The 21,667-nt window shown below is 40.7% G+C and carries 22 protein-coding genes; 12 read left to right on the top strand and 10 right to left on the bottom strand.

From position 1 onward, the window contains the following. Window positions 1-55 precede the first annotated feature (55 nt). The 5 genes from C6347_RS08995 to C6347_RS08975 form a co-directional block, all read right to left on the bottom strand. Window positions 56-1,162 (bottom strand): ABC transporter ATP-binding protein, encoded by a 1,107-nt coding sequence (locus C6347_RS08995; protein ID WP_060595888.1) that lies wholly within the window; start codon window positions 1,160-1,162, stop codon window positions 56-58. A 139-nt stretch (window positions 1,163-1,301) separates the two neighbouring features. Continuing rightward, window positions 1,302-2,177, bottom strand: a complete 876-nt coding sequence (locus C6347_RS08990; RefSeq protein WP_106071593.1) for a helix-turn-helix domain-containing protein — start codon at window positions 2,175-2,177, stop codon at window positions 1,302-1,304. A 20-nt stretch (window positions 2,178-2,197) separates the two neighbouring features. Beyond that, a complete protein-coding gene (locus tag C6347_RS08985; RefSeq protein WP_003211787.1) occupies window positions 2,198-2,407 on the bottom strand; it encodes a YheE family protein in 210 nt (69 codons plus the stop codon). 155 nt (window positions 2,408-2,562) lie between these two features. Next, the gene (locus tag C6347_RS08980) at window positions 2,563-3,840 is read right to left on the bottom strand and encodes a YheC/YheD family endospore coat-associated protein (protein WP_258182061.1); all 1,278 of its coding nucleotides are present in this window, start codon (window positions 3,838-3,840) and stop codon (window positions 2,563-2,565) included. A gap of 38 nt (window positions 3,841-3,878) precedes the next feature. Next, window positions 3,879-4,982 carry a YheC/YheD family protein gene (locus C6347_RS08975; RefSeq protein ID WP_106071592.1) on the bottom strand — a complete coding sequence of 368 codons (1,104 nt, stop codon included), beginning with the start codon at window positions 4,980-4,982 and terminating at the stop codon, window positions 3,879-3,881. A 214-nt stretch (window positions 4,983-5,196) separates the two neighbouring features. Here C6347_RS08975 and C6347_RS08970 point away from each other — a divergent pair, with 214 nt between their 5' ends. The 5 genes from C6347_RS08970 (at window position 5,197) to C6347_RS08950 (ending at window position 11,088) form a co-directional block, all read left to right on the top strand. After that, on the top strand, window positions 5,197-6,330 hold the full coding sequence (locus C6347_RS08970) for a DUF445 domain-containing protein (protein WP_106071591.1): 1,134 nt from the start codon (window positions 5,197-5,199) through the stop codon (window positions 6,328-6,330). A 121-nt stretch (window positions 6,331-6,451) separates the two neighbouring features. Next, window positions 6,452-6,811, top strand: a complete 360-nt coding sequence (locus tag C6347_RS08965; RefSeq protein WP_034663625.1) for a YlbF/YmcA family competence regulator — start codon at window positions 6,452-6,454, stop codon at window positions 6,809-6,811. 446 nt (window positions 6,812-7,257) lie between these two features. Continuing rightward, complete coding sequence (locus C6347_RS08960) at window positions 7,258-8,124, top strand: Cof-type HAD-IIB family hydrolase (RefSeq protein WP_060595898.1); 867 nt, start codon at window positions 7,258-7,260, stop codon at window positions 8,122-8,124. Window positions 8,125-8,238: 114 nt separating this feature from the next. Further along, window positions 8,239-9,738, top strand: a complete 1,500-nt coding sequence (locus C6347_RS08955) for a coproporphyrinogen III oxidase (protein WP_060595900.1) — start codon at window positions 8,239-8,241, stop codon at window positions 9,736-9,738. A 75-nt stretch (window positions 9,739-9,813) separates the two neighbouring features. After that, window positions 9,814-11,088 (top strand): lysine N(6)-hydroxylase/L-ornithine N(5)-oxygenase family protein, encoded by a 1,275-nt coding sequence (locus C6347_RS08950; RefSeq protein WP_106071590.1) that lies wholly within the window; start codon window positions 9,814-9,816, stop codon window positions 11,086-11,088. 36 nt (window positions 11,089-11,124) lie between these two features. Here C6347_RS08950 and C6347_RS08945 read toward each other — a convergent pair whose 3' ends face one another. Further along, window positions 11,125-12,348, bottom strand: coding sequence for a cation:proton antiporter (locus C6347_RS08945; RefSeq protein WP_106071589.1), 1,224 nt, complete (start codon window positions 12,346-12,348; stop codon window positions 11,125-11,127). A 3-nt stretch (window positions 12,349-12,351) separates the two neighbouring features. After that, window positions 12,352-12,849 (bottom strand): cation:proton antiporter regulatory subunit, encoded by a 498-nt coding sequence (locus C6347_RS08940; RefSeq protein ID WP_034663613.1) that lies wholly within the window; start codon window positions 12,847-12,849, stop codon window positions 12,352-12,354. Window positions 12,850-13,418: 569 nt separating this feature from the next. Here C6347_RS08940 and C6347_RS08930 point away from each other — a divergent pair. Next, window positions 13,419-14,192 (top strand): enoyl-CoA hydratase, encoded by a 774-nt coding sequence (locus tag C6347_RS08930; protein WP_081311426.1) that lies wholly within the window; start codon window positions 13,419-13,421, stop codon window positions 14,190-14,192. 31 nt (window positions 14,193-14,223) lie between these two features. Here C6347_RS08930 and C6347_RS08925 read toward each other — a convergent pair whose 3' ends face one another. Beyond that, window positions 14,224-14,412: a YhzD family protein gene (locus C6347_RS08925; protein ID WP_034663606.1), complete on the bottom strand. Its 189-nt coding sequence runs from the start codon at window positions 14,410-14,412 to the stop codon at window positions 14,224-14,226. Window positions 14,413-14,584: 172 nt separating this feature from the next. Between C6347_RS08925 and C6347_RS08920 the strand changes: the two genes are divergently transcribed. From C6347_RS08920 to C6347_RS08905, 4 genes are all read left to right on the top strand, one after another. Then, window positions 14,585-15,799 carry a metallophosphoesterase family protein gene (locus tag C6347_RS08920; RefSeq protein WP_060595911.1) on the top strand — a complete coding sequence of 405 codons (1,215 nt, stop codon included), beginning with the start codon at window positions 14,585-14,587 and terminating at the stop codon, window positions 15,797-15,799. Window positions 15,800-15,815: 16 nt separating this feature from the next. Continuing rightward, window positions 15,816-18,605 carry an ATP-binding protein gene (locus C6347_RS08915; protein WP_106071588.1) on the top strand — a complete coding sequence of 930 codons (2,790 nt, stop codon included), beginning with the start codon at window positions 15,816-15,818 and terminating at the stop codon, window positions 18,603-18,605. A gap of 62 nt (window positions 18,606-18,667) precedes the next feature. Beyond that, window positions 18,668-19,615, top strand: a complete 948-nt coding sequence (gene yhaM, locus C6347_RS08910; protein WP_034663598.1) for a 3'-5' exoribonuclease YhaM — start codon at window positions 18,668-18,670, stop codon at window positions 19,613-19,615. Between the two features lie 116 nt (window positions 19,616-19,731). Next, on the top strand, window positions 19,732-19,959 hold the full coding sequence (locus C6347_RS08905; protein WP_034663596.1) for a sporulation YhaL family protein: 228 nt from the start codon (window positions 19,732-19,734) through the stop codon (window positions 19,957-19,959). Window positions 19,960-20,012: 53 nt separating this feature from the next. On the opposite strand, the gene C6347_RS08900 is transcribed toward C6347_RS08905, so the two are convergent. Beyond that, complete coding sequence (locus C6347_RS08900; protein WP_003211354.1) at window positions 20,013-20,897, bottom strand: peptidylprolyl isomerase; 885 nt, start codon at window positions 20,895-20,897, stop codon at window positions 20,013-20,015. A gap of 161 nt (window positions 20,898-21,058) precedes the next feature. Between C6347_RS08900 and C6347_RS08895 the strand changes: the two genes are divergently transcribed. After that, window positions 21,059-21,145: a YjcZ family sporulation protein gene (locus C6347_RS08895; RefSeq protein WP_106071587.1), complete on the top strand. Its 87-nt coding sequence runs from the start codon at window positions 21,059-21,061 to the stop codon at window positions 21,143-21,145. 145 nt (window positions 21,146-21,290) lie between these two features. Further along, complete coding sequence (locus C6347_RS08890; RefSeq protein ID WP_017360317.1) at window positions 21,291-21,380, top strand: YjcZ family sporulation protein; 90 nt, start codon at window positions 21,291-21,293, stop codon at window positions 21,378-21,380. 53 nt (window positions 21,381-21,433) lie between these two features. On the opposite strand, the gene C6347_RS19435 is transcribed toward C6347_RS08890, so the two are convergent. After that, on the bottom strand, window positions 21,434-21,619 hold the full coding sequence (locus tag C6347_RS19435; protein ID WP_072368131.1) for a hypothetical protein: 186 nt from the start codon (window positions 21,617-21,619) through the stop codon (window positions 21,434-21,436). Window positions 21,620-21,667: the final 48 nt, after the last annotated feature.

Below are 21,667 nucleotides of genomic sequence, written 5' to 3'. Positions count from 1 at the left end.
CAACATGCAAAAAAACCATCACTCAATCATGAGTGATGGTGCTGCATAGATCTCTTTAATCAGCAGAGCGAATGCGGAGCTCCGTATCCGAGTCAAAGAAGTGGGCTTTGTTCATATCGATGGCAAGAGGGATAGACTGTCCAGCCTGAACATCAGTACGAGAATCAACACGTGCAATAAAAGACTGACCATCGAGAGAAGAGTAAAGCATCGTTTCTGCTCCCATTAATTCAGCAACTTCTACACTGGCATCGATCTTTGTGCCCTCAGATGCCTCTATAAACACGGGTTCATCATGAAAATCTTCTGGTCTGATACCAAGGATGATATCTTTTCCGATATAACCTTGGCTGCGTAATACCTTCATCTTTCCTTCTGGTACACGAATATGCGTTTTTCCAACTGCAATAGCACCGTCAGAGAGTTTTCCTGTGAAAAAATTCATCGCAGGAGAGCCAATGAATCCGCCTACAAATACATTCTCTGGATTTTCATATACATCCTTCGGCGCTCCAACCTGCTGAATAAAGCCATCTTTCATCACAACAAGGCGAGTAGCCATTGTCATAGCTTCAGTCTGATCATGTGTGACATAGATAAATGTCGTTTGCAGACGCTGATGAAGCTTAGATATTTCAGCACGCATCTGAACGCGAAGTTTTGCATCTAAATTAGAAAGCGGCTCATCCAAAAGAAAGACCTTTGCATCACGCACAATTGCTCTCCCAAGTGCAACGCGTTGTCTTTGACCGCCAGACAGAGCTTTTGGTTTTCTGTCTAAATATTGCTCAAGCCCCAATATTTTCGCAGCATTTCGAACCCGCTCATCAATTTCTGATTTCGGGAACTTCCGCAGCTTTAATCCAAAAGCCATATTATCGTATACATTCATGTGAGGGTACAAAGCATAGTTTTGGAAAACCATTGCGATATCCCGGTCTTTTGGTGCTACATCATTCATCCGTTTTCCGTCTAACAGAAAATCCCCTTGTGAAATCTCTTCAAGTCCTGCAATCATGCGAAGGGTTGTTGATTTTCCGCACCCAGATGGACCAACAAACACAATAAATTCTTTATCTTCTATATGTAGATTAAAGTTGTCTACTGCTGTTACCTTGTTATCATACACTTTATAAATTTGATTGAGCATCATTTCAGCCATAGATGATAACCTCCCCATCCTCTTATTGAAAGCGCTTTACTTGTAAATAAAGTGTATAAAATGGGGAAGCGTCTGTAAATGGACAACGTGCACAACATCTCATTTTCACTTTTGGGCAGGATGCTCATGTCATTGATTGTTATGAAAGGTCGAGAAGATTCATCATAAAATAAACAGCAGATGCTTCTGGAAAATGCCGTATATCGATTCCTGTGCGCTCAATAAATTTATCGATTCGATATTGAAGGCTGTTTCTGTGAACATATAAAGCTTTTGCTGCCTTGGATGCATTTAAGTTACATTGCATATAGGTCATGAGGGTGCGGTAAACGTCCCGATCAAAGACCGCCTCTTTAAAAGCATCTGAAATAGCATGAGAGAGCGCGGATTCATCATAAAGTATGAGTGATGGCAGACATTCATAAAATGTGGAAATCCCTGATCTAAGCTTGCCTCGCTGCACATGGTCCAAGAAAAGCTGCTGTTCATTTAACAATTTCTTCTGTAAATGTTCATTTGGCAAATGGAGCTGTCCTTGTAAAAAGACTGAGTCTGTTAAAAAGTCACTTGTAATGGCTAGAGACAAATCGTTTAGCAGATCTAATTGACCATTTTCTGATGTAGCGTTTGTTTGAATCAGCATCGCTGTATCAGCGCCTGTCCAAATGAAATGAGTATGTTCGAGGCTGTGAACCACAGCCTCTTTTATTTGCTGCCTTTGTTCTGCTTGATGGGACATTTTAAAATAATATACACGGACGGGGTGCTGAAGGGTTAGTGGTTTGTTATCAAAAAGATAGCTGTACCATTTTTGTTCATCCTCAGTCTGCTTTGTATGAGAAAGATCAATTGGTGTAAGGAAAGTATTGAGAAGAAGTGTTTCTCTCGCTGTAAGCTCTGATTTGTCTACTCCAAATAATTCGCCTTCGTCTGTTTGATACCAAAGAATTTGATGATCATTTGTAGGTGAGCTGATGATATGCTCTCCGTAAACAAGCTTTAATTTTTCTAACATGGCGAAGCTCCTTAAACAGTTTAATCATAGACATGGAATAGCATTAATTCGTGGATTTCTTCTTTTAAGGTTGGTTCGACTTCATGAGGCGGAAGCTGAGAGCCCCATTCAATATCACCTGTTTTGTGGTAGATGCCTTCGTAGTGCGCACCATTGTGAAAAAAGGATATTTTCCAGCCTGGCAACTGTGCTTTCTTAAAGAGAGGTTTCCATTGAAAATGAGAAATCATATCATCATTGCCTCCTTGCTTTTATTGATGAAACAATAAATAAACACGACAATACGGAAACAACCTTGAACTTGATTTTATTGTATCTCATCTGATGAAAAGAGCATAGGAAAAGCATAGATTTCATAACACCATCAATTTAAAACGAAAAACAGTTAGTAGACGTTCGTGTGGTCTGTAGTTGTTGAGGTCGTTCGTGAAAGATAAGATGCATAATCCATGATTCTTTTCCCAATCAGCCTTTCTGAGTTTCGCAATGAAACATGCTGGAAAATCTCGCGGCCAGGGCGAGAATTGGCTTCAAACATCCAGATAGCTCCTGTCTGATCGATGCCTAAATCAAAACCGATTTCACCAATATGGCCGGACATTTTTTCATCTATCACCTGACTAAGCGTGATGGCAGTATAAGAAAGCTGCTCTAAAGTTTTCAAACGCTTCTTCTTTTCTGGAAAAACATCATAAAGTGTTTTTACTAAGCCACCATGTAAATGGTGAGTCGTTACTGTGTGATTGCCAGAGACTTTTGCTGCTGCTGCCGTGACTGTCCAATGGCCGTACTTATTTTTATTCGTATGAACTCTGAAATCCATTGGTTGATTGTCTATTTGAAGAAGTGCAATGCCTTGTTGAGCCATAAAGTCTTGAATTGCGTGATCTTTCCGGAGCTTGGTCACGAAATGCTCTATTGAGTCATATGGAACAGCGCTTCCGTGATTTGAGCATACAGTGATTCCATGAGCCGTCTTCTTTAATTGATAAATACCGTCGCCGTGACTTCCGTTCGATGGTTTTACGAATATGACCTGATGTAGATGGAGGAGTGTTTCTATTTTATTTAGAGCGTCCACCGGATCCAATTGTATGGAATGTGGAAGAAAAGGACATGTTTTTTCATCTGTTAACAGTTGTTCATGAATATCCCATTTATTGAAAAAATAAGGGTTGAACCAAGGAATATCATAGTCTTGTGTGAGTTTACGCTTTGTTTCTTGAATGAATGCCGACTGAGCAGCCTTTCTATTTGGAAGACGGTCGTAAATGACTGACGGCAGGGGCATCTGTTTTTTAACCCATGTTTGCTGTTGGTACAACAATCCTTCTACTATTCCTTTATCCCAATCAATAGAATGTGTACCAAAAAGGTAGGCAAATCCAGCATGCTGCCTGAAAGAGTGCAGCAGTTTGATAAAAAAGTCTGATCTCGTTCCTAGTGGCTGCGTGCTTTGCCCAAAACCTGCTGTGAAAATGCCAAGCAGCGGCCCTATAAACAGTGTATGATCAACGGCGATCACATCAGCTTTTGATTGATAAGGAATTAGTAAATTTCTATATAGATTTTCTGATAATAAAATTTTGTTTGGATGTTGATGATAGGAAACGGTGAAGTCATCTACTAAACGGGATCCTAAAGCAAGAGAATAGAATCGCATCCTGCTGTTTAAAATGGGCGGGAAGATGAACTGTTTTTTCACTTGTGAGATGAGGGGCGATGAAGAAGCGATTTTTGTTCATAAGAAACCTCCTTCGGTTGAGACGTCATCGATTGAGCATGTGCAAGAATGGTACGAATCAATTGATCTTCCTTGTCAGGATAAGCTTTTAAAAAAGCGGATCGCCCTGGCTTTGATCTTATATTTGATATGAAAAGCCTGCCTTCACTTGTATGGAGTAAGTCTACAGCGAATTCAAAGCAAGGGGAGAAGGTTTTATCTATATATGCTGGGAGAGATGCTTGAATGGATGCAATATCATCTAAAAGAAGCTCTTTGATGTGCGGCTGCAATGTGTTTAGATATTGATCAAAGCCTATCATGGGAGCTGATTTTTGTGTAATGTTTAAATGACTATTTTCTGTAGGTGATTTTGTGTGAATCCCTATGCGATTCCATTGATTTTGTGAATCTTTCATAAGGAAAATCCTTATTTCATTGAATAAAAAGTCTTTTTGATCACTCGTCTGAAAAAATTGAAGGAAATATCGGCCTACGTACTTTTTGCACCAGCGCTCTATATCTGATGGACGCGAAAATGTGATGACTTGCTCGGGACTTAGCTGAACAGTGAAAGTGTTGTCTTTTAAGAAAATGAAGTAAGTAGATGCTGCATGCTGTTGAGAGAGCGGCTGCATTTTACAATAACCGTCTTTCCTTACCATGTTGAGAAGTTCTGATGGCTCTTTTAATAATGAGCAGACAGGTAAATATGGCTGTAAAGAAGGGAGGAGACGGAGCTGCTCGAATAGCATCATTTTATTTGAAATACCTGTATTCAAAAAATCTGTTTTCGGATACTTTTTCAGCCATTCCATGATTGGTTTTGCTTTTTTAGATTGTGCGTCATGCTTGTAAAGGCATCGATCGTAAATCAAGTCAGGAATCTCAAATTCTGCTGCGGCAAATCCTTGACCATTCGTATAAGTTTGACCTTGTATCAAATTTGAAGCCGGCTTTAAATCAAATGGTGTAAAACGAACAACCTTTAAACCATAAGAAGGGGCAGCTTTGGCTAACCCACGAGTGAATGCCTCTTCATACTTTGAAGAAAGGGTCACAATACCTAATGTTGATGTCATTAAAAAACACCTTCTTTTCAACTTCTTTTTTTACCAGCACAAAAACACTTTTTCATGATTTTACATAAAGATTGCGCTCCTTTATCATTACGACAGATCGATTGATCATATGTCTAGCAACATGCTTCATTTGCTTGGGGACTTGACAACAACTATAATACGTATAGATTAAACCAATAAACATCGGGTGTTGTTTGAAAGGTAGATGACGACTTTGAATATATTCACAACGTTTGTCTTTATGATTGTTATAGGCGCAGTCATAGGAGCAGCGACAAACCATCTTGCAATTAAAATGCTTTTTCGCCCTTATAAGCCGTATTACTTATTCGGGAAACAGCTTCCTTTTACACCAGGGCTCATTCCTAAAAGAAGAGACGAAGTAGCCAAGCAGGTTGGTGTCATGGTTATGGAGCATTTGCTCACGCCAGAAGGAATTCAAAAGCGATTTGAATCATCGGAGGCAAAGCAAGAGATCTTGCATACAGTCCATCGATATATTGACAAAGGCGCTGAAATGGAGATAACAGTGCTATCTTTACTTGAAAGAGTCGGCGTATCACAGGCTGACGTCAAAGCAGATGAATGGATCCATCAGTGGTCTGATCAGAAGCTCAATTCACTGCTTGAAAAATATAATGAGCAAACTTTATCTGAATTGCTTCCGCTAGATGTGGAAAACAAAATATCTTCAAAAATTCCAGATGCAGCTGATTATATTTTAAAGAGGGGCATTCATTATTTTGAAAGCGAGGAAGGTAAAGCAAGGCTTGGCAATATGATTGATGATTTCTTAAAGGAACGAGGCATGCTTGGCAGTATGGTTCAAATGTTTCTAGGGAATTCAAGCTTAATTGATCGGGTACATCCTGAAATCATCAAATTTTTAAGAAACGCAGAAACAAAAAGATTTTTATCAGATTTGCTTGTTCAAGAATGGGACAAGGTGAAGCAGTTTTCTCTTCAGGAGCTAGATGAAAAATGGAATGTGAAGGAGCTTGCTTATAGTGTGAAAAAGCAATTGCTTTCACACTTCTCTACAAAGCTGATATTAGACAAGCCAGTTGGATATTATGTCAGTGCAGTAGCGCTTGATCTCAAAACACACTTTGCACCAGTGCTTGTCGACAAGGGGATTAAAGCAGCATCGAATGCTTTAGAGGGACTGCTCGCAAAGCTCAAATTTGAAGATATCATTCGTGAGCAGATTGAACATTTTCCGCTTAAAAAAATGGAGGAGCTTGTGGTTAGCATTTCCAACAATGAACTTAAAATGATCACGTTTTTAGGCGGTTTTTTAGGCGGATTAATCGGCGCAATTCAAGCAATCTTTGTCACGCTATTTTAAGACAAGCTAGAGAAATTTTGATGAATTCATTGTATATATGTGAAACGAAAGCCATAGTTTGTTATAGTGGAGTGGTGTCCGCCGATCATATCGGTGATAACGGATAGAAAGGAGACATAACATGTCTGTAAATGTTTATGATGTTGCATATGACCTTGAAAAAGCACTGCGTCATAGCGAAGAATATTCAACTTTAAAAAATCTTTATGATGAGGTAAACGCGGATGAGTCCTCTAAAAGAATGTTCGAGAACTTCCGGGACATTCAAGTAAACCTTCAACAAAAACAAATGACTGGTCAAGAGATCACACAAGAAGAAGTGGAGCAAGCTCAAAAAACAGTGGCACTTGTTCAACAGCACGATAAAATCTCTCAGTTGATGGAAGCAGAACAACGTGTGAGTGTTCTCATCGGAGAATTAAATAAAGTGATCATGAAGCCTCTTGAAGAGCTTTATGGGAATCCAGAAGAAAATGAATGAAAAGGGCGATGATATTCGCCCTTTTTTTATTTCACATGTTCCCTGTCCAACTTTTCAAAAAAAGGTTGTCGAAGCTCATAAATTCTGCGATAATACTTATATTGAAAGTGCTTTCAAATGAGCGCTCTCATGGGACAATTGGGTGCGTTTCACTTGGGATTTAAGGCGATTAGCCAAACGAGAGAGAAGCGCTTCTGGGAGAAACGCAAAGCATAAGGGGATCTGATATAAGCAATGCTTTGGTGTGTGAAAGATAAGGGGATCATGGGGAGCTTCATCACCTCATTGTGACGCATCCAAACCATACATAAAAAAAAGCCTAGGGGTAGGCTTTTTTTATTTACAAAAGATTCATAACACAGGGCTCTTTCAACTGCATGTTCTAAAGCACCAAGCTAGGGCATATCCTCATCGTAAGTACAGTCATCAAGAAGGGGGATGCCTCAGTGTCAAAAAAACTACTTGCACTCAATATAGATGGAACGTTACTTCGTTCCAATGGAAAAATCCATTCCGCTACAAAAGAAGCTGTGGAATACGTGAAGAAAAAAGGGGTTTACGTGACGCTTGTCACCAACCGGCATTTTCGTTCCGCACAAAAAATTGCCAAGGCGTTGAAGATTCCAACTTCAACCCTTGTGACGCATAGTGGTGCATTTATCGCGAATAAACTCGATGAGCCGCTTCATGTGAAGAAATTAACGGAAGAAAAAACTTTTAATCTTGTGCAAATTCTTGAAAGCTTTGATTGTAATGTTCGCTTACTGCATGAAAAATTCTCAATTGGCAACCGGAAAAAAACGCAGTCACAGCTGATGGGAAAGACGTTGATTCATCCGTCTGATCCAATTTTCTATCCTGTTCAATTTGTTGAATCGCTAAGTGATATGCTGATGGATGAACCGGTCAGTACACCAGTGATTGAAGTATATTCAACCGCAGAGCTTCAGCCTGAAATTCACCGAACCATTCAACAAGCTTTTCCATCTGTCGATCTCATTCGGATCAGTGATGAGAAAATGAATATTGTATGCAAAGGCGTATCGAAAGAAGCGGGGCTTTCTCTTTTGACCTCAGCATTAGGTTTGACTTTAGAAGATACTGTGGTCATTGGACAGGGGACAGATGACATCCCAATGCTCGAATTGGCTGGCTTAGGCGTTGCGATGGGAAATGCCCCTCATTCTGTTAAGCGTAAAGCCGATTGGGTGACACGTTCGCAAGATGAACAGGGAGTCGCTTATATGATCAAAGAATACTTTAGAATGCAGCAAAGAGAAGGATTTTTACATCAATTCGATATTAAACGATAATATAGACGAAGGCCCTGTCAATCAAGAAATGGCAGGGCCTTCAACTGTTCCAGTCATTGCTTTTCCTACATAGATTTTGTAAAATGAAACAAGTTTGAAGATAAAGGTGATACGATGCGAATTTTAATTAAAGGGCTGTCAGATGAACGATTTCATCGCCCGCTTGTCAATATAGCCAATTTATTTGAAGAAGATAGTGAAGTGCTGTTTGATACAGGTGAATTGGAAGATGGCTTAACCATGGTGTTTAGCTGGAAAGAAGAAAATGGAACGGTGGAAGCATCTGGCCATATCGCTGGATCAGACATCACTAGTCGTTTTTCGCGAGACGTCCCAGAGGGCTTGAATGACAAGGAGCGCTGGAAACAAATCAAAAACACAGTGCTGTCTGTTTATTTACATCTGCTTCAGGAGCACACAGGAATGACGCAAAAGTGGGGGATTCTCACAGGGATACGTCCTACAAAATTACTCCATAAGATGCTGAGAGAAGGAATGACAAAGGAAGGTGCGCATGCCGCACTAAAGCGTGATTATTTGATTCATGATGAAAAAATCGATTTGATGCAGGAGATTGTCGACCGTCAGCTTCAAGCGATTCCTGACCTGTATGACCTTCAGCAGGAAGTAAGTATTTATATTGGTATTCCTTTCTGCCCAACAAAATGCGCTTATTGCACGTTCCCTGCTTATGCGATTAAAGGACAAGCTGGAAGAGTGGGAACATTTTTGTTTGGTCTGCATTATGAGATGCAAAAAATCGGTACTTGGCTAAAAGAACATGGTATCAAAGTGACGACTGTTTATTTTGGCGGAGGTACGCCGACGAGTATCACTGCGGAAGAAATGGATTTGCTGTATGAAGAAATGTATCGCTCGTTCCCTGATGTGAAACATATACGGGAAGTGACTGTCGAAGCAGGGCGTCCTGATACGATTTCGCCTGATAAGCTAGAAGTGCTAAACCAATATCATATTGACCGGATTAGCATCAATCCACAATCGTATGAGAATGAAACACTGAAAGCCATTGGCCGGCACCATAGTGTAGAAGAAACGATTGAAAAGTATCACTTATCAAGACAGTATGGCATGAATAATATTAATATGGACTTAATTATTGGTTTGCCGGGAGAAGGGCTAAAGGAATTCCAGCATTCCTTGCAGCAGACTGAAGAACTTAAGCCTGAATCTTTAACCGTGCATACGCTCTCCTTTAAAAGAGCTTCTGAGATGACGCGCAATAAGGACAAATATCAAGTAGCAGACCGAGAAGAAATCACACGTATGATGGATGAAGCGGTCGCTTGGACGAAAGCACATGACTATCATCCCTATTATTTATATAGACAAAAAAACATCTTAGGGAACCTTGAAAATGTCGGGTATTCATTGGATGGGCAGGAAAGTTTGTATAATATCATTATTATGGAAGAAGTGCAGACAATTATAGGGATTGGATGCGGTGCTGCTAGTAAATTCATTGATCCGCGTTCAGGAAAAATTACGCAGTACGCCAATCCAAAAGATCCAAAATCGTATAATGACCGCTATGAACACTATACCGAAGAGAAAATTGAATTTCTTGAGTCATTATTTGTTCCTCACGTTTAAACACTGCGGTGACGCAGTGTTTTTTTCATTTGTAAAAGGGTATATAAGTGATAAAAAGTTAAAGCAGGTGTACATATGATTGATGTGATCGGAATTGGGATTGGGCCCGCCAATTTAGGTTTGGCGGCTTTGTTAGAGGAGTATGAAGATGTTTCATGCTGTTTTTTTGAACAGGAGTCCGAGTTTGCCTGGCATCCTGGTATGCTGATCAAAGGAACGGATTTACAAGTCTCCTTTTTAGCTGATCTTGTGACGATGGCGAATCCAAGGAGCAGGTATACATTTTTAAATTATTTACATGAATCAAATAGACTTCACCGGTTCTATACATTTGAACAGTTTGACATTCCGCGAAGAGAATTCAATGAGTATTTATCATGGGTCGCAGGTGAATTAGATAGCTGTCAATTTGGGATGAAGGTAGAGGAAGTGACGGACTGCCAAGGTGGTTATCTTGTGAAAGTCCGGCGATTGAAGGATGGATCGCTCTCTGAGTATCGGGCAAAGCATGTCGTGCTTGGAACAGGGAGCAAACCGATGATTCCTGTCGATGTGCCTGATGCTGCACTGCCATATGTGACACATAGCAGCCGTTATTTAGACCAGCAGGAAGAACTTCATGAAGCTGAGTCGGTGACGGTGATTGGCTCTGGGCAGAGTGCAGCCGAAATCTTCTTAGACCTGCTTCAGCATCAAAAGAAAGGACAGCAGCTTTCGTGGTTTACGCGATCTAGTGAATTTAGAGAGCTGGAGACGGCAGAGCTTGGCCAGGAGCTATTTACACCGAAGTACGTCGAATATTTCCATTCGCTTCCTTATGAAGAACGAATGAACACATTGCCTAGGCTGACTGGATTAAGAAATGGTATAGATACATCGACGCTCTCGCGTATTTATCAGGAATTGTATCATCGGTCTGTTACAGGTGAAGAGCCATCTGTGGTGATTCAGCCAATGACCGAGCTTGAAGCGATTCAGGTGGAGGAGAATCAGTCCCTGAAGCTGCACCTAAAGCAGTGGCAGCTAAAGAAAGAAAAGAGCATCACAGCTGATCGTGCCCTATTGGCTACAGGGTACACTCCGAATATCCCGGCGTGGTTTAGTGCGTATGAACCTTTGATTGAATGGGAAAGTGAAGAGCATTTTAAAGTGACAGAAGACTTCAGGCTTGTGTTCAAAGACAAGCGCCCTCATCATTTCTTTACATTCACGCATCTTGATCACTCTCATGGAACAGCGGCGACCAATTTAAAACTATCCATCTACCGCAACCAGAAAGTGATTCAAACGATTCGCGGGATGAAAGAAGCGTCAGTCAAGCAAGAAACAGCCTTTCAGCAATTTGAATAAGAGATAAAAAGGGCCCAAGTATAGGGCCCTTTTTCATTAGATTGTCGTTTCTTTTTTCACTTTTGGTTTTTCTGTTTGCCATTTGAACATTTTGTTCAGAATTTGATAAATTCGCTTAGATTCCTTCGTCACAAGCGGTCCTAAAATCGCAAGGATTAAGACGTACAATGCAGCAAATGGCTTCAAGGTAGCGGCAAGTCCGCCCGCAATACCGAGCTCGGCTACAATGATTGAAAACTCTCCTCGTGATACGATGGTTAATCCAATATTAGAAGAGGCTTTATGAGAAAATCCAGCTCTTCTTCCAGCGAACATTCCAGCAGTGAAGTTCCCAATGAAGGTGAGAATCACAGCGCCGATCGCAAGCCAGAAGGCATCATCTAATGTAAATGGATCAATGCTGAGACCGAAGCTGAAGAAGAACATGGCCCCGAAGAAATCTCTAAATGGAACCACAAGATGTTCGATGCGGTCAGAGTGCTCTGTTTCTGAGAAAACAAGACCAAGTAAGAGTGCCCCAATGGCCTCTGCTACATGGATTGTCTCTGAGAAACCAGCGACAAAGAATAAAGCCGCAAAAATCACAATGATGAACACTTCGTTCGAACGGATATCGAACAACTTGTTTAATCGTTTTGGCAGCTTACGTGCGATGATAAAGAAAAGCATCATATAACCAAAAGCAATGAAAATGGATAATAAGGCACCGCTAACCGTTGTGGCATCTCCAAGGACAAGACCAGATACGACGGATAAATAAACAGCGAGGAAAATATCCTCAAACATAATGATCCCAAGAATTAACTCAGTTTCAGGGTTCGCAGTCCGTTTCAAATCAACAAGGACTTTGGCCACAATGGCACTGGATGAAATCGTGATAACTCCTGCCATAATGAGAACCTCAAGGAACCCAAACCCTGTGATAAAACCGTAAAGCAGTCCTAAGCTGAAGTTAATCAAAATATAAATAGATCCGCCGACAGCAATGGATTTGCCCGATTTAATAAGCTTTCCGACAGAGAACTCAAGTCCAAGATAGAAAAGAAGGAACAAGACGCCCATTCTGCCAAAAAACGAAATAATTTCGGTGCTTTCGATAAATTTTAGATCAATAATCCCGATGGTTGGAGCATGCGGCCCAACGATCATACCGAGGACAATGAGAAAAGGGATGATAGAGAATTTCATTTTATTGGCGATTAAGCTGGCGATGGCGATGAGAATCAGCGCCGTCCCAACTTCAAAGACTAAATGATCCATTCATCACTCTCCCCCTCTAGAAAGAAAATCACGTATCAATCGCTTTAAGTGTTTTCTTTCGCCTGAAATGACCATCGTATCATTTGCTTCAATAATCGAATCGGCACCAGGGTTCAGTAATTTTTCATTTGTATGTTTAATGATCGCAATGACGGTGACTTCATAGTTTTGCCGCACATCTAAATCACCGAGTGTATGTCCAACCGCTTTTGCGCCTTTTTCCACCTTAAACCATTCAATCATCAAGTCATTGAAGGCCATTTCAATGGTTTCAAGTGCCTGCGGTTTATACACCATGCCGCCGATAATCGCAGCGATTTGCCTTGATTCAGCATCATCGAGAGAAATGGTGGACAGCACTTCATCTGGATCATCATCGTCAAAACGATAAATCTCCCGTCTGCCATCATCATGAATCACTATCGTCATTTTTTCTCTATTTCTCGTTTCAATTTCAAATTTCTTTCCGATCCCAGGAAGATCATTTTCTTTAATATTCATTTTATCCCTCCGAATATGATAGGTTGTGTTTTTCATATAGTAATACGGATGAAATAAAATGAATCAGTAGAGGTAATTTGATTGACACATAATGGGGATCGCACACTTCATTTCCAAAAAACATAGATCAATGGATAACGCAGCTGATGGAGCAGGCTTGAGTAGAAAAACCTTTGAATCAGCCAGTGATAATCTGTTCTTTAACAGAATAGAGGAGGCATGTTTTTTTGAAAATGGAGGTGTCTTCACAGCTTGAATTTCTTCATCGTAGATGGATGGAGAAATAAGACTAGGTGCACTCGCTTCTGCCTGTGGAGCAAAAACGACATTTGAAAAAGGAGAAAACATGACGATGAAACTAACCAATATGAATATGGAACACCTTATCAATCATCCTCCCCCTTTCAAAATCATTTCTTTCTTCATTTACTATATAAAAATATATTTCTTGTTTCAACAATTATGCTTATTTTAGTATCAATTGATCTTGAAATTTTTCATGCAGAGGAAAAGGAATTATTCGGGTTGAAATGGAATTAAGTCATGAGTTTAAAAGAAAAGGGGGATGGATGATGACATATATCAATTGTCAGTTAAACGGGGATATTTTTGAAATCGTTTTCAACAGGCCTGATGCTTATAATTCATTTCATGTGGACATGTTTGCTGAATTCAAAGAGGCATGTGATGCAGCGGAAGAAAGCAGTGCAAAAGTCGTTGTGATCAAGGGAGCGGGGAAAGGGTTTTCTGCAGGCGGAGATATTGGCATGATGCTTAAGCAGGAAAGTGAAGAAGATTTCCATCGTGTGATGGATTTGATCGAGGGAATTACACTTTCTCTAGCCGGTATGAAAAAAGTGACGATTGCCCTTGTCCACGGGTCAGCGGCAGGCCTTGCTTTTAGCTTTGCTTTAAGCTGTGACTACTTGTTTATGCATCAGGATGCACAGCTCGCCATGAATTTTAATGGAGTAGGATTAATTCCAGATGGCGGAGGGCATTTTTTTCTCACAAAAAGAGTCAGTGAACAAACCGCGAAACAATTGATTTGGAGCGGACAAAAGCTGCCGGCTGAAGAAGCGTTAAAACTGCGCCTTGCAGACGGGGTGTTTCAGGATGAAGTCGATGCGTATCAAAAAGTATGTGTGAAGCCGTTTATGAACATGCCGCTTCAAGCATTTGTCGAAACAAAGCTGATCTATTTTCAGCAGTCAGAACCTGAGCTGCTAGCCGTTCTTCAAAAGGAGAGGGCAGCACAGGCAAGACTGAGGCAAAGTCATGATCATAAGGAAGGCATTCAGGCCTTTTTAGAAAAAAGACGACCTGTGTTTCAGAACGTATAAACGAATGTGAGACCGGCGAATGCCGGTTTTTTTAACGTTCAAATAAAAGAAGCTTGCCTGCATCATCAACGAGCCGGTGGGAATGCTTCGTGTATTGCTGTTCGATTAAGCGATGGCGCCCTAATTCCTTTGCCTTTTCATCACTATCCGTTGTGATTTTTTCATTTAATAAGGTCTCACCCGACCGGTCAAATACAGTTAAAAAGTATGTCTTCTCCATTCCTCATCTCCCTTTCCTCTGCTTTTCTATGTAATTAAACAATGAATAAGACAAAACCTCTTTTTTAACTCTTAAAAATGTGTTTTTTAGAATGAAAGCGATAGAACGTGCATTCGTAAAAATGGCATGATAAAATATGGACAATGACAGTATCGGACAAGGAGATAGACGTTTGACTAAGCTTACCTTTATTCATGCCGCAGATTTACATTTAGACAGTCCATTTGCAGGAATGTCGAATATCCCTAGCTTACCATTTAAGCGGCTCAAAGAAAGTACATTTCAAAGTGCGAAGAATATGTTTGATCTCGCCATTGCTCGATCAGTAGACTTTGTGCTGCTGAGCGGAGATTTATTTGACGAATCAAATCGCAGTCTGAAAGCACAGCTGTTTTTAAGAAATCAGTTTCTAAGACTGCAAACTCAAGGGATTGACGTCTTTATTATTTATGGTAATCATGATCATTTAGGCGGTGAATGGACACCGATTGAGTGGCCTGAGAATGTGCACGTTTTTTCAAGCAGTACACCAAATGAGCAATCCTACTATAGAGGGGGGCAGCTTGTTGCAAGTATTTATGGGTTTAGCTACAAAGAGCGGGCTGTCTATGAAAATATGACATCTCATTATGTCAAAACGACAGATGCTGCCTATCACATTGCGATGCTTCACGGTACATTAGCCGGACAAGAAGGGCATGATGCGTATGCACCATTTCAGCTTGAGCAGCTTCTTTCACGGGATTTCGATTATTGGGCGCTTGGACATATACATAAGAGAGCCCTTCTGCATGAAGACCCGTTGATTATTTACCCTGGTAACATGCAGGGCAGACATATAAAAGAAACAGGAGAGAAAGGCTGTTACGTTATTCAACTCTCCGAGGATTCTGAGACAGCGGAATTTATTAGCTGTGCGGATGTGATGTTTGAGACACTTGCAATAGACATGACAGAAACGGTTCATATGACGGATCTTGTGACACTTGTGGATAGCAAAATCAGTGAGCTGAAAGAGGAGGGCGTCCCTCATTTTGTGAAAATTGAATTGACGGGTGATGCTCCTCCTTACTTTGAGCGTACTCAGCTTGAGGTTCTTGAGGAGCTGTTGACCGTTCTTCATGAACAGGAAGAAGATGAAGAGGTATTCGTTTGGGTGATATCGATTGACTGCCGAACAAACGAGGATGTGATCTATTTAGAAGATTCTTTTTTGAAGGAACTCACTGCTGAAATTTCACAGTTTGAGGCATATGAAGAGCTGTTATCACCGATCAAGCGTCACCCAACCTATAGAAAATCAGGAAAAGCTCTCACAAAAGAGGATGAAGTGGATATAAAAGAAGAAGCACAAAGGCTGCTGACAGAACAGCTAAAGCAATTATGAGAAAAGGAGAGGCACAATGAAAATACGTTCACTCCATATCGCCCATTTCGGGAAATTTTCAAATCGGACCTTTCACTTTTCTGATGACGGTTTTCAGCTAGTTTACGGCCTGAATGAATCGGGGAAAACGACATTGAAAACGTTTATTGAATCGATGTTATTTGGTTTTCCGAAAAACAAGATGTACAAGACGAAACAGGGTTCTTTTTATGGTGGTTCCCTCACTTGCCAAGATGACGAGTTAGGCGTTATTCATATTGAAAGAACGTCCGATCGAGGTGGTCAAGCACAGGTGTTTTTACCGAATGGTGAAGTGAAAGACGAAGTTTTTCTACAGACACTTTTAAAGGGAACGGATCGCAGGTTATATCAATCAATCTATTCATTTGATGTGTTTGGACTGCAAAATGTCCAAGCCTTAAACCAGGACCAAATAGGCGAATTTCTACTTTTCTCAAGTTTATTTGGCTCGGATGCAGCCACCAAGATGGATAGCAGGCTGCTAAAGCAGCAGGAGCAGCTGTTTAAACCAAATGGACGCAAGCCGGAATTAAATCAGCAGCTTGATCGTTTAAAAGAGCTGACAGGTCAGCTGAAACAAGCCAAATTGGTAGAAGGCCGTTATACCGAAAAGAAACGGGAGCAATCTGAATTAACGGAGACGATCGAAATGCTTCAAAATGAAATGAAGCAAGCTGAGGAACACATTCAGAAACTGGCTGAATCCATTCAAGTTTATCCCATGATCGAGAGAAAAGTGGAATTAAAAAAGGAATTAGCCCGCTATCCAGACCGAGTCAAACGTTTTAGAGCAGAAACAGAGCATGAGCTGGATAAACTAGAATCACACCTTCACCCGAAAAAGGCTCAATTGACTGCACTGAAGCAGAAGTTAGCCCATTTGCAAACCTCACTTGTACAAGTTCAACCGCTCTATGACAAGGATACCATAATGGAGATGAAACGAGTCGTAGATGAAGCATCTGATGCTGAGCCTGTGAAAAAGCGCATAGCAGAGTGTCGAGCAAACCGTGATTCATTGAAACAAAAAATAGACGAAGCGGTAGCAAAGCTAAAGTGGGAGTACCCGATAAAGTTCGAACAAATCGACGATTCGCTTGAATTTGAGTGGGAATTAAAGGAGACTGTCACTCAATACGTTCGTCTCATGGATAGAAAAGCGCAGTTAGATGAACGATTTGATCACGCAAGACATGAGCTGGACGAAGCAGAAGCCGCTCTAAAAGGATTAAAGGAACAGCAAGTCAGACAGCACGGAGCAGAAGACGATGCGAAGGGGACAAGATCGAAAAAGAAACCGATTCATTCCCGGGCGTTGTTATTCCGAGGCTTGATCGCATTTGATGTGGTGCTTCTGCTTGTTCTATTCTTTTTAACAGAGTGGTGGATCACGCTCTTGTTTGCGGGATTTTCTGTTTTTCTCTTCTTTCTCATTTACCCATTCAGTCAAATGAGCCCGATGAAACAAAGAAGCGGCGAAGGGGCCTTTGATTCATTTCAAGTGCAGGCAGCTTCAGCTGAAACACTTATGAGGCAGAAGGAGCTTCTGTACGAAAGAATCATTCGGCAATATGAAGACTGGGAGCTAGAGCTGGAACCTGTCCAGCAGCAAGTAGAGGAAAAGAAGAGACAGCTTGGCTTGTCGTCTGAGCTTTCTTTCCTAGTAGAGGCCTTCCATATCCTAAAACAATTAAAAATGAATACAGCGGCATATGAGGAGCTTCATCGTGAAATAGGCGTGCTTTCCGATCAGCAATCGATTTATGAGCGCAGGGTTTCAGCGTTAAGCAGTATCCTTCAAAAAAAGGAAGGAACCATTCAGGAGAATATCTCAGCTTTTCAAGAGATATTGAAAGATGAGGCGAGAAGAGAAAAAGAACGCCAGACATTGCACGTATCCATTCAACATGCGATCCAGCAGCTCACGACACTAGAAGGGGAAATTCAATATTACGAAAAACAAACTGACGAGCTTTTTCGTCAAGTAGAAGCAGAGTCCAAAGAAGATTACCAAGTGCTTTCTCATCTATCTAAAGAATACCGGGAACGGCTTTCCCATTTGCAGCAGCTGAATCAAGAGCTTCATAGAAGCGGTTGTTTTGATGAGGAGGAATGGATTGTTCGCAAAGGATTACCTCTCCTTGAAGAGGAGTGTGCAGAAGCAAAGCAGCACCTTCATGACGTTCAATTGAATGCGGAGAATATGGAAAAACGTTTAGCAGAACTAGCGGTGGAAATCCGGCAAATAGAAGCTTCTGGAACGGTGTCTGATTTGACTCATCAGCTTGCCGCAGAGCAGGAGCATGCGAAGCACCTCGCAAAAAAATGGGCGGCAATTCAGCTTGTCCGCTCCGTCATACGAGAAAAATTGAATGAGCATAAAGAAACAAGGCTGCCTGCATTGCTTCAAACAGCCTCAAGTTTTATTCAACCGTTAACAAATGATCGTTATGAAGCGATTTTATTTTCACCTGAAGATGACTTGCTGATGGTGAAAAGAATGGATGGACGAATATTCCGTCCAGAGGAGCTTTCACAGGCAACGTGTGAACAGATCTATCTGGCGATTCGTTTTGCGCTCGCTTTGTCTCATCAGCAAGATTGTCAGCTTCCGTTTATGATGGATGACAGCTTCGTTCATTTCGATCACGTTCGTCTAGGAAGAGTGCTGGAGATGATGAACGAGCTCACACGTTTTGAAACACAGCTGTTTTATTTCACCTGTCATGAGCATATGAAGCAAGCAGCAGAAGATGGACAGATTACGAGTTTAGCAGTTGAATGATTGACAAATAATGACTTATGTTATACTTATATGAGCAGAAACATGGAAGGAGCTTTTATTGAATGGCTAAAGGGATCATGACCTATGATGTCGGCGAACAAGTTGACCTGCATTTATTAATTAAATCATCTACTAAAGGGATTGCGAGTAATGGCAAACCATTTTTAACGTTAATTCTTCAAGATCAAAGTGGAGATATTGAGGCGAAACTATGGGATGCAAAGCAGAATGATGAACAAACCTATGCCGCGCAAACCATTGTGAAGGTAGTAGGCGATATTCATCATTATCGCGGGAGGAATCAGCTGAAACTTAGGAATATACGCCCTGTTGCTGAAAATGAGCAAATTCGAATTGATGATTTTCTCGAAACAGCTCCTATTCCAAAACATGATATGATGGATACGATTATGCAATATATCTTTGATATGAAAAACCCTAATATACAGCGTGTTACAAGGCATTTGCTGAAAAAATATGGACAGGAATTCGCTGACTATCCAGCAGCGACAAAAAACCATCACGAATTTGTCTCTGGTCTTGCTTATCACGTGGTGTCCATGCTGCATTTGGCTAAATCAATTGTTGACCTATATCCATCATTAGATCGAGATCTTTTATATTCAGGCATCATTCTTCATGATTTAGGGAAAGTCAAAGAGCTTTCGGGCCCAGTCTCAACCACCTATACGGTGGAAGGGAATTTAATTGGTCATATTTCGATTATGGTGACAGAAATTGCGAAAGCTGCAGAAGAGCTTGGCATTGATTCAGAAGAAATTCTGATTTTACAGCACTTAGTACTGAGTCATCACGGAAAAGGAGAGTGGGGCAGCCCGAAACCACCAATGGTGAAGGAAGCCGAAATACTCCACTATATTGATAATTTAGATGCGAAGATGAATATGATGGATCGTGCGCTTGAGCATGTGAAGCCAGGAGAATATACAGAACGTATTTTTGCGCTAGAGAATCGTTCATTTTATAAACCAACCTTTCATCACGAATAACCATGTCAAAACGTCCGTTTATTGCGGGCGTTTTTTTCATAACTTGTCTTCTTTTCGCATAAGCATGTAACACAAAGGAAGAGAGAGCTGTTCTGAAAAAAGGAGGCGATGAAAAAATGTTGTTTTTTCCATGGTGGGTGTATGCATGTATCATTGGCATTATTTTCTGTGCGTATAAATTAATGACAACGGCCAAAGAGGAGCAAGAGATTGATCAATCCTTTATTGAAAAGGAAGGAGAAATTTTTATCGAGCGAATGGAACAAGAAAGAGAGCGTAGACGTCAGGATCAGCAAGTGAAAAGATCACATGATACGGCGGCACATGAAGACTCGATTGCTTAATCAGGTCATATAAAAACCCCTCTGCACGATCACGGCAGAGGGGTTTTTTGTGATTACTGGTTTTGTTGAGGTTGTTGATTTTGTGCGGGTTGTTGAGACTTTTCTTTGAATGTGTTTTCAAGTTCTTTATCTTTTACTTTCACATCGGCATCTTTCACCAATTTGTTTAAGATCGTTTGGATTTCATTTGTGTCTGCTTGTTTTTGATTAAGCAGTTCTTTTTTCAAGTCTGCTTTCATGTCATCGTATTTACCGCGTTCTTCGGTCTTTTTAATGATATGGTAGCCGAATTGTGATTTCACTGGTTTGCTGATTTCATTCACTTTTAGTTTGAAAGCAGCTTTACTGAAGTTCTCGTCCATTTGGCCTTCTTTTGCGAACCAGCCTACATCGCCGCCTTGTGCTGCTGAAGCGGTATCAGTTGAATATTCAGACACAACGGCATCCCATTTTTCACCTTTATCTAATTTCTTTTCCACTTCGTCAGCTGTTTTCTTATCAGCTACTAAAATGTGGCTTGCGCGGATTTTCCCTTTTAGGTCATCGTAATACGCTTTTACTTCTTTATCAGTGATTTTGATGTTAGCTTTGGCAGCCTTTTGAGTCAGCAGCTCATATTTCACTTGATCTTTGATGTAATCTTTTCCGAATTCATCTTGAAGTTGTTTTAAACGATCTTCACCAAGTGTCTTTTTATATTCTTCCATTTTCTTATCAATTTCTTTATCAGATACTTTGTATTTGTCAGCAAGAACCTTTTGTTGAACAAGTAGATTTAAAGCATCTCCACCTGCTTGTTTCTTAAGAGTTGTATAAAGCTCTTCTTTTGTGACATCTCCTGATTTTGTTGTTGCGATGACATCTTTATCACCGCTACTGCATGCGCCAAGAGTTAAAACACTAACTGCTGTTACAGCTGCTAAAGCCATTTTTTTCATTCAAAAAACACTCCTAATCTTTCCAATTTATTTATCATTGCTTGTATCATAACATATTGTGACACGCTGTAAAAAGAAATGCAAATGGGAGGGCATTCGTCTAGTCAAAAATTTGCGCGCGACATACACATATAGTGATCACAAAAAGGAGGCTGAATTATATGGGAGCAGGATATTCTAATGGGTTTGCTTTATTGGTCGTGCTATTCATTTTGCTGATCATCGTTGGTGCAGCATATATTTACTAATTAAATCGCTGTGACAGAAAGGAGCCGTCCTGCCATGCGTGCGGGCGGTTCTTTTTTCAAACGATGACAGGTGCCTAAACGTTTTCATTTTTTTTGCATACACTGAGCTTAGAACAGAGCAAGAACTGGCAGGAGGTGTTTTTACATGGGAGGAGAAGTCTTTGCTGGCGGTTTTGCACTAGTCGTCGTGTTATTCATCTTATTGATCATTATCGGTGCATCTTGGATTTGCTAATCAATCAATATACACAAAAAGCTGCCCTCAAACTGGCAGCTTTTGCTTTGATCTTAAATAGAAATGGTAATTTCAACAAATGATGAGATCAGTAAGATCAGTATCGATACATTGATAAAGCGAAACACCTTATCTTGCCGTTCTTCAGGAATCTCTCTGACAAGGCATAATGTATTAGTAAGCCTGTTTATTGAATACACAATAAACGCGGCAAAGACGATGAAGTAAAATAAAACTATCGGAGATCCCCCCTCTCTATGCTATTCCCATACTACATTACCAAATTT

The organism is Bacillus sp. NMTD17, from assembly GCF_002998735.1.
Taxonomy (GTDB): domain Bacteria; phylum Bacillota; class Bacilli; order Bacillales; family Bacillaceae; genus Bacillus.
The sequence above is the reverse complement of the archived record's forward strand: the minus strand, read 5'-3'. Positions and strand labels throughout refer to the sequence as shown.

What these genes read in the sequence shown, in the direction of transcription:
- C6347_RS08925 (WP_034663606.1), bottom strand. Translation starts at nt 14,412, where the DNA reads ATGGAGAAGACATACTTTTTAACTGTATTTGACCGGTCGGGTGAGACC.
- C6347_RS08995 (WP_060595888.1), bottom strand. Translation starts at nt 1,162, where the DNA reads ATGGCTGAAATGATGCTCAATCAAATTTATAAAGTGTATGATAACAAG.
- C6347_RS08955 (WP_060595900.1), top strand. Translation starts at nt 8,239, where the DNA reads ATGCGAATTTTAATTAAAGGGCTGTCAGATGAACGATTTCATCGCCCG.
- C6347_RS08980 (WP_258182061.1), bottom strand. Translation starts at nt 3,840, where the DNA reads ATGCGATTCTATTCTCTTGCTTTAGGATCCCGTTTAGTAGATGACTTC.
- C6347_RS08895 (WP_106071587.1), top strand. Translation starts at nt 21,059, where the DNA reads ATGGGAGCAGGATATTCTAATGGGTTTGCTTTATTGGTCGTGCTATTC.
- C6347_RS08900 (WP_003211354.1), bottom strand. Translation starts at nt 20,897, where the DNA reads ATGAAAAAAATGGCTTTAGCAGCTGTAACAGCAGTTAGTGTTTTAACT.
- C6347_RS08985 (WP_003211787.1), bottom strand. Translation starts at nt 2,407, where the DNA reads ATGATTTCTCATTTTCAATGGAAACCTCTCTTTAAGAAAGCACAGTTG.
- yhaM (WP_034663598.1), top strand. Translation starts at nt 18,668, where the DNA reads ATGGCTAAAGGGATCATGACCTATGATGTCGGCGAACAAGTTGACCTG.
- C6347_RS08975 (WP_106071592.1), bottom strand. Translation starts at nt 4,982, where the DNA reads ATGACATCAACATTAGGTATTGTGACCCTTTCTTCAAAGTATGAAGAG.
- C6347_RS08945 (WP_106071589.1), bottom strand. Translation starts at nt 12,348, where the DNA reads ATGGATCATTTAGTCTTTGAAGTTGGGACGGCGCTGATTCTCATCGCC.
- C6347_RS08905 (WP_034663596.1), top strand. Translation starts at nt 19,732, where the DNA reads ATGTTGTTTTTTCCATGGTGGGTGTATGCATGTATCATTGGCATTATT.
- C6347_RS08940 (WP_034663613.1), bottom strand. Translation starts at nt 12,849, where the DNA reads ATGAATATTAAAGAAAATGATCTTCCTGGGATCGGAAAGAAATTTGAA.
- C6347_RS08915 (WP_106071588.1), top strand. Translation starts at nt 15,816, where the DNA reads ATGAAAATACGTTCACTCCATATCGCCCATTTCGGGAAATTTTCAAAT.
- C6347_RS08950 (WP_106071590.1), top strand. Translation starts at nt 9,814, where the DNA reads ATGATTGATGTGATCGGAATTGGGATTGGGCCCGCCAATTTAGGTTTG.
- C6347_RS08965 (WP_034663625.1), top strand. Translation starts at nt 6,452, where the DNA reads ATGTCTGTAAATGTTTATGATGTTGCATATGACCTTGAAAAAGCACTG.
- C6347_RS08890 (WP_017360317.1), top strand. Translation starts at nt 21,291, where the DNA reads ATGGGAGGAGAAGTCTTTGCTGGCGGTTTTGCACTAGTCGTCGTGTTA.
- C6347_RS08990 (WP_106071593.1), bottom strand. Translation starts at nt 2,177, where the DNA reads ATGTTAGAAAAATTAAAGCTTGTTTACGGAGAGCATATCATCAGCTCA.
- C6347_RS08930 (WP_081311426.1), top strand. Translation starts at nt 13,419, where the DNA reads ATGATGACATATATCAATTGTCAGTTAAACGGGGATATTTTTGAAATC.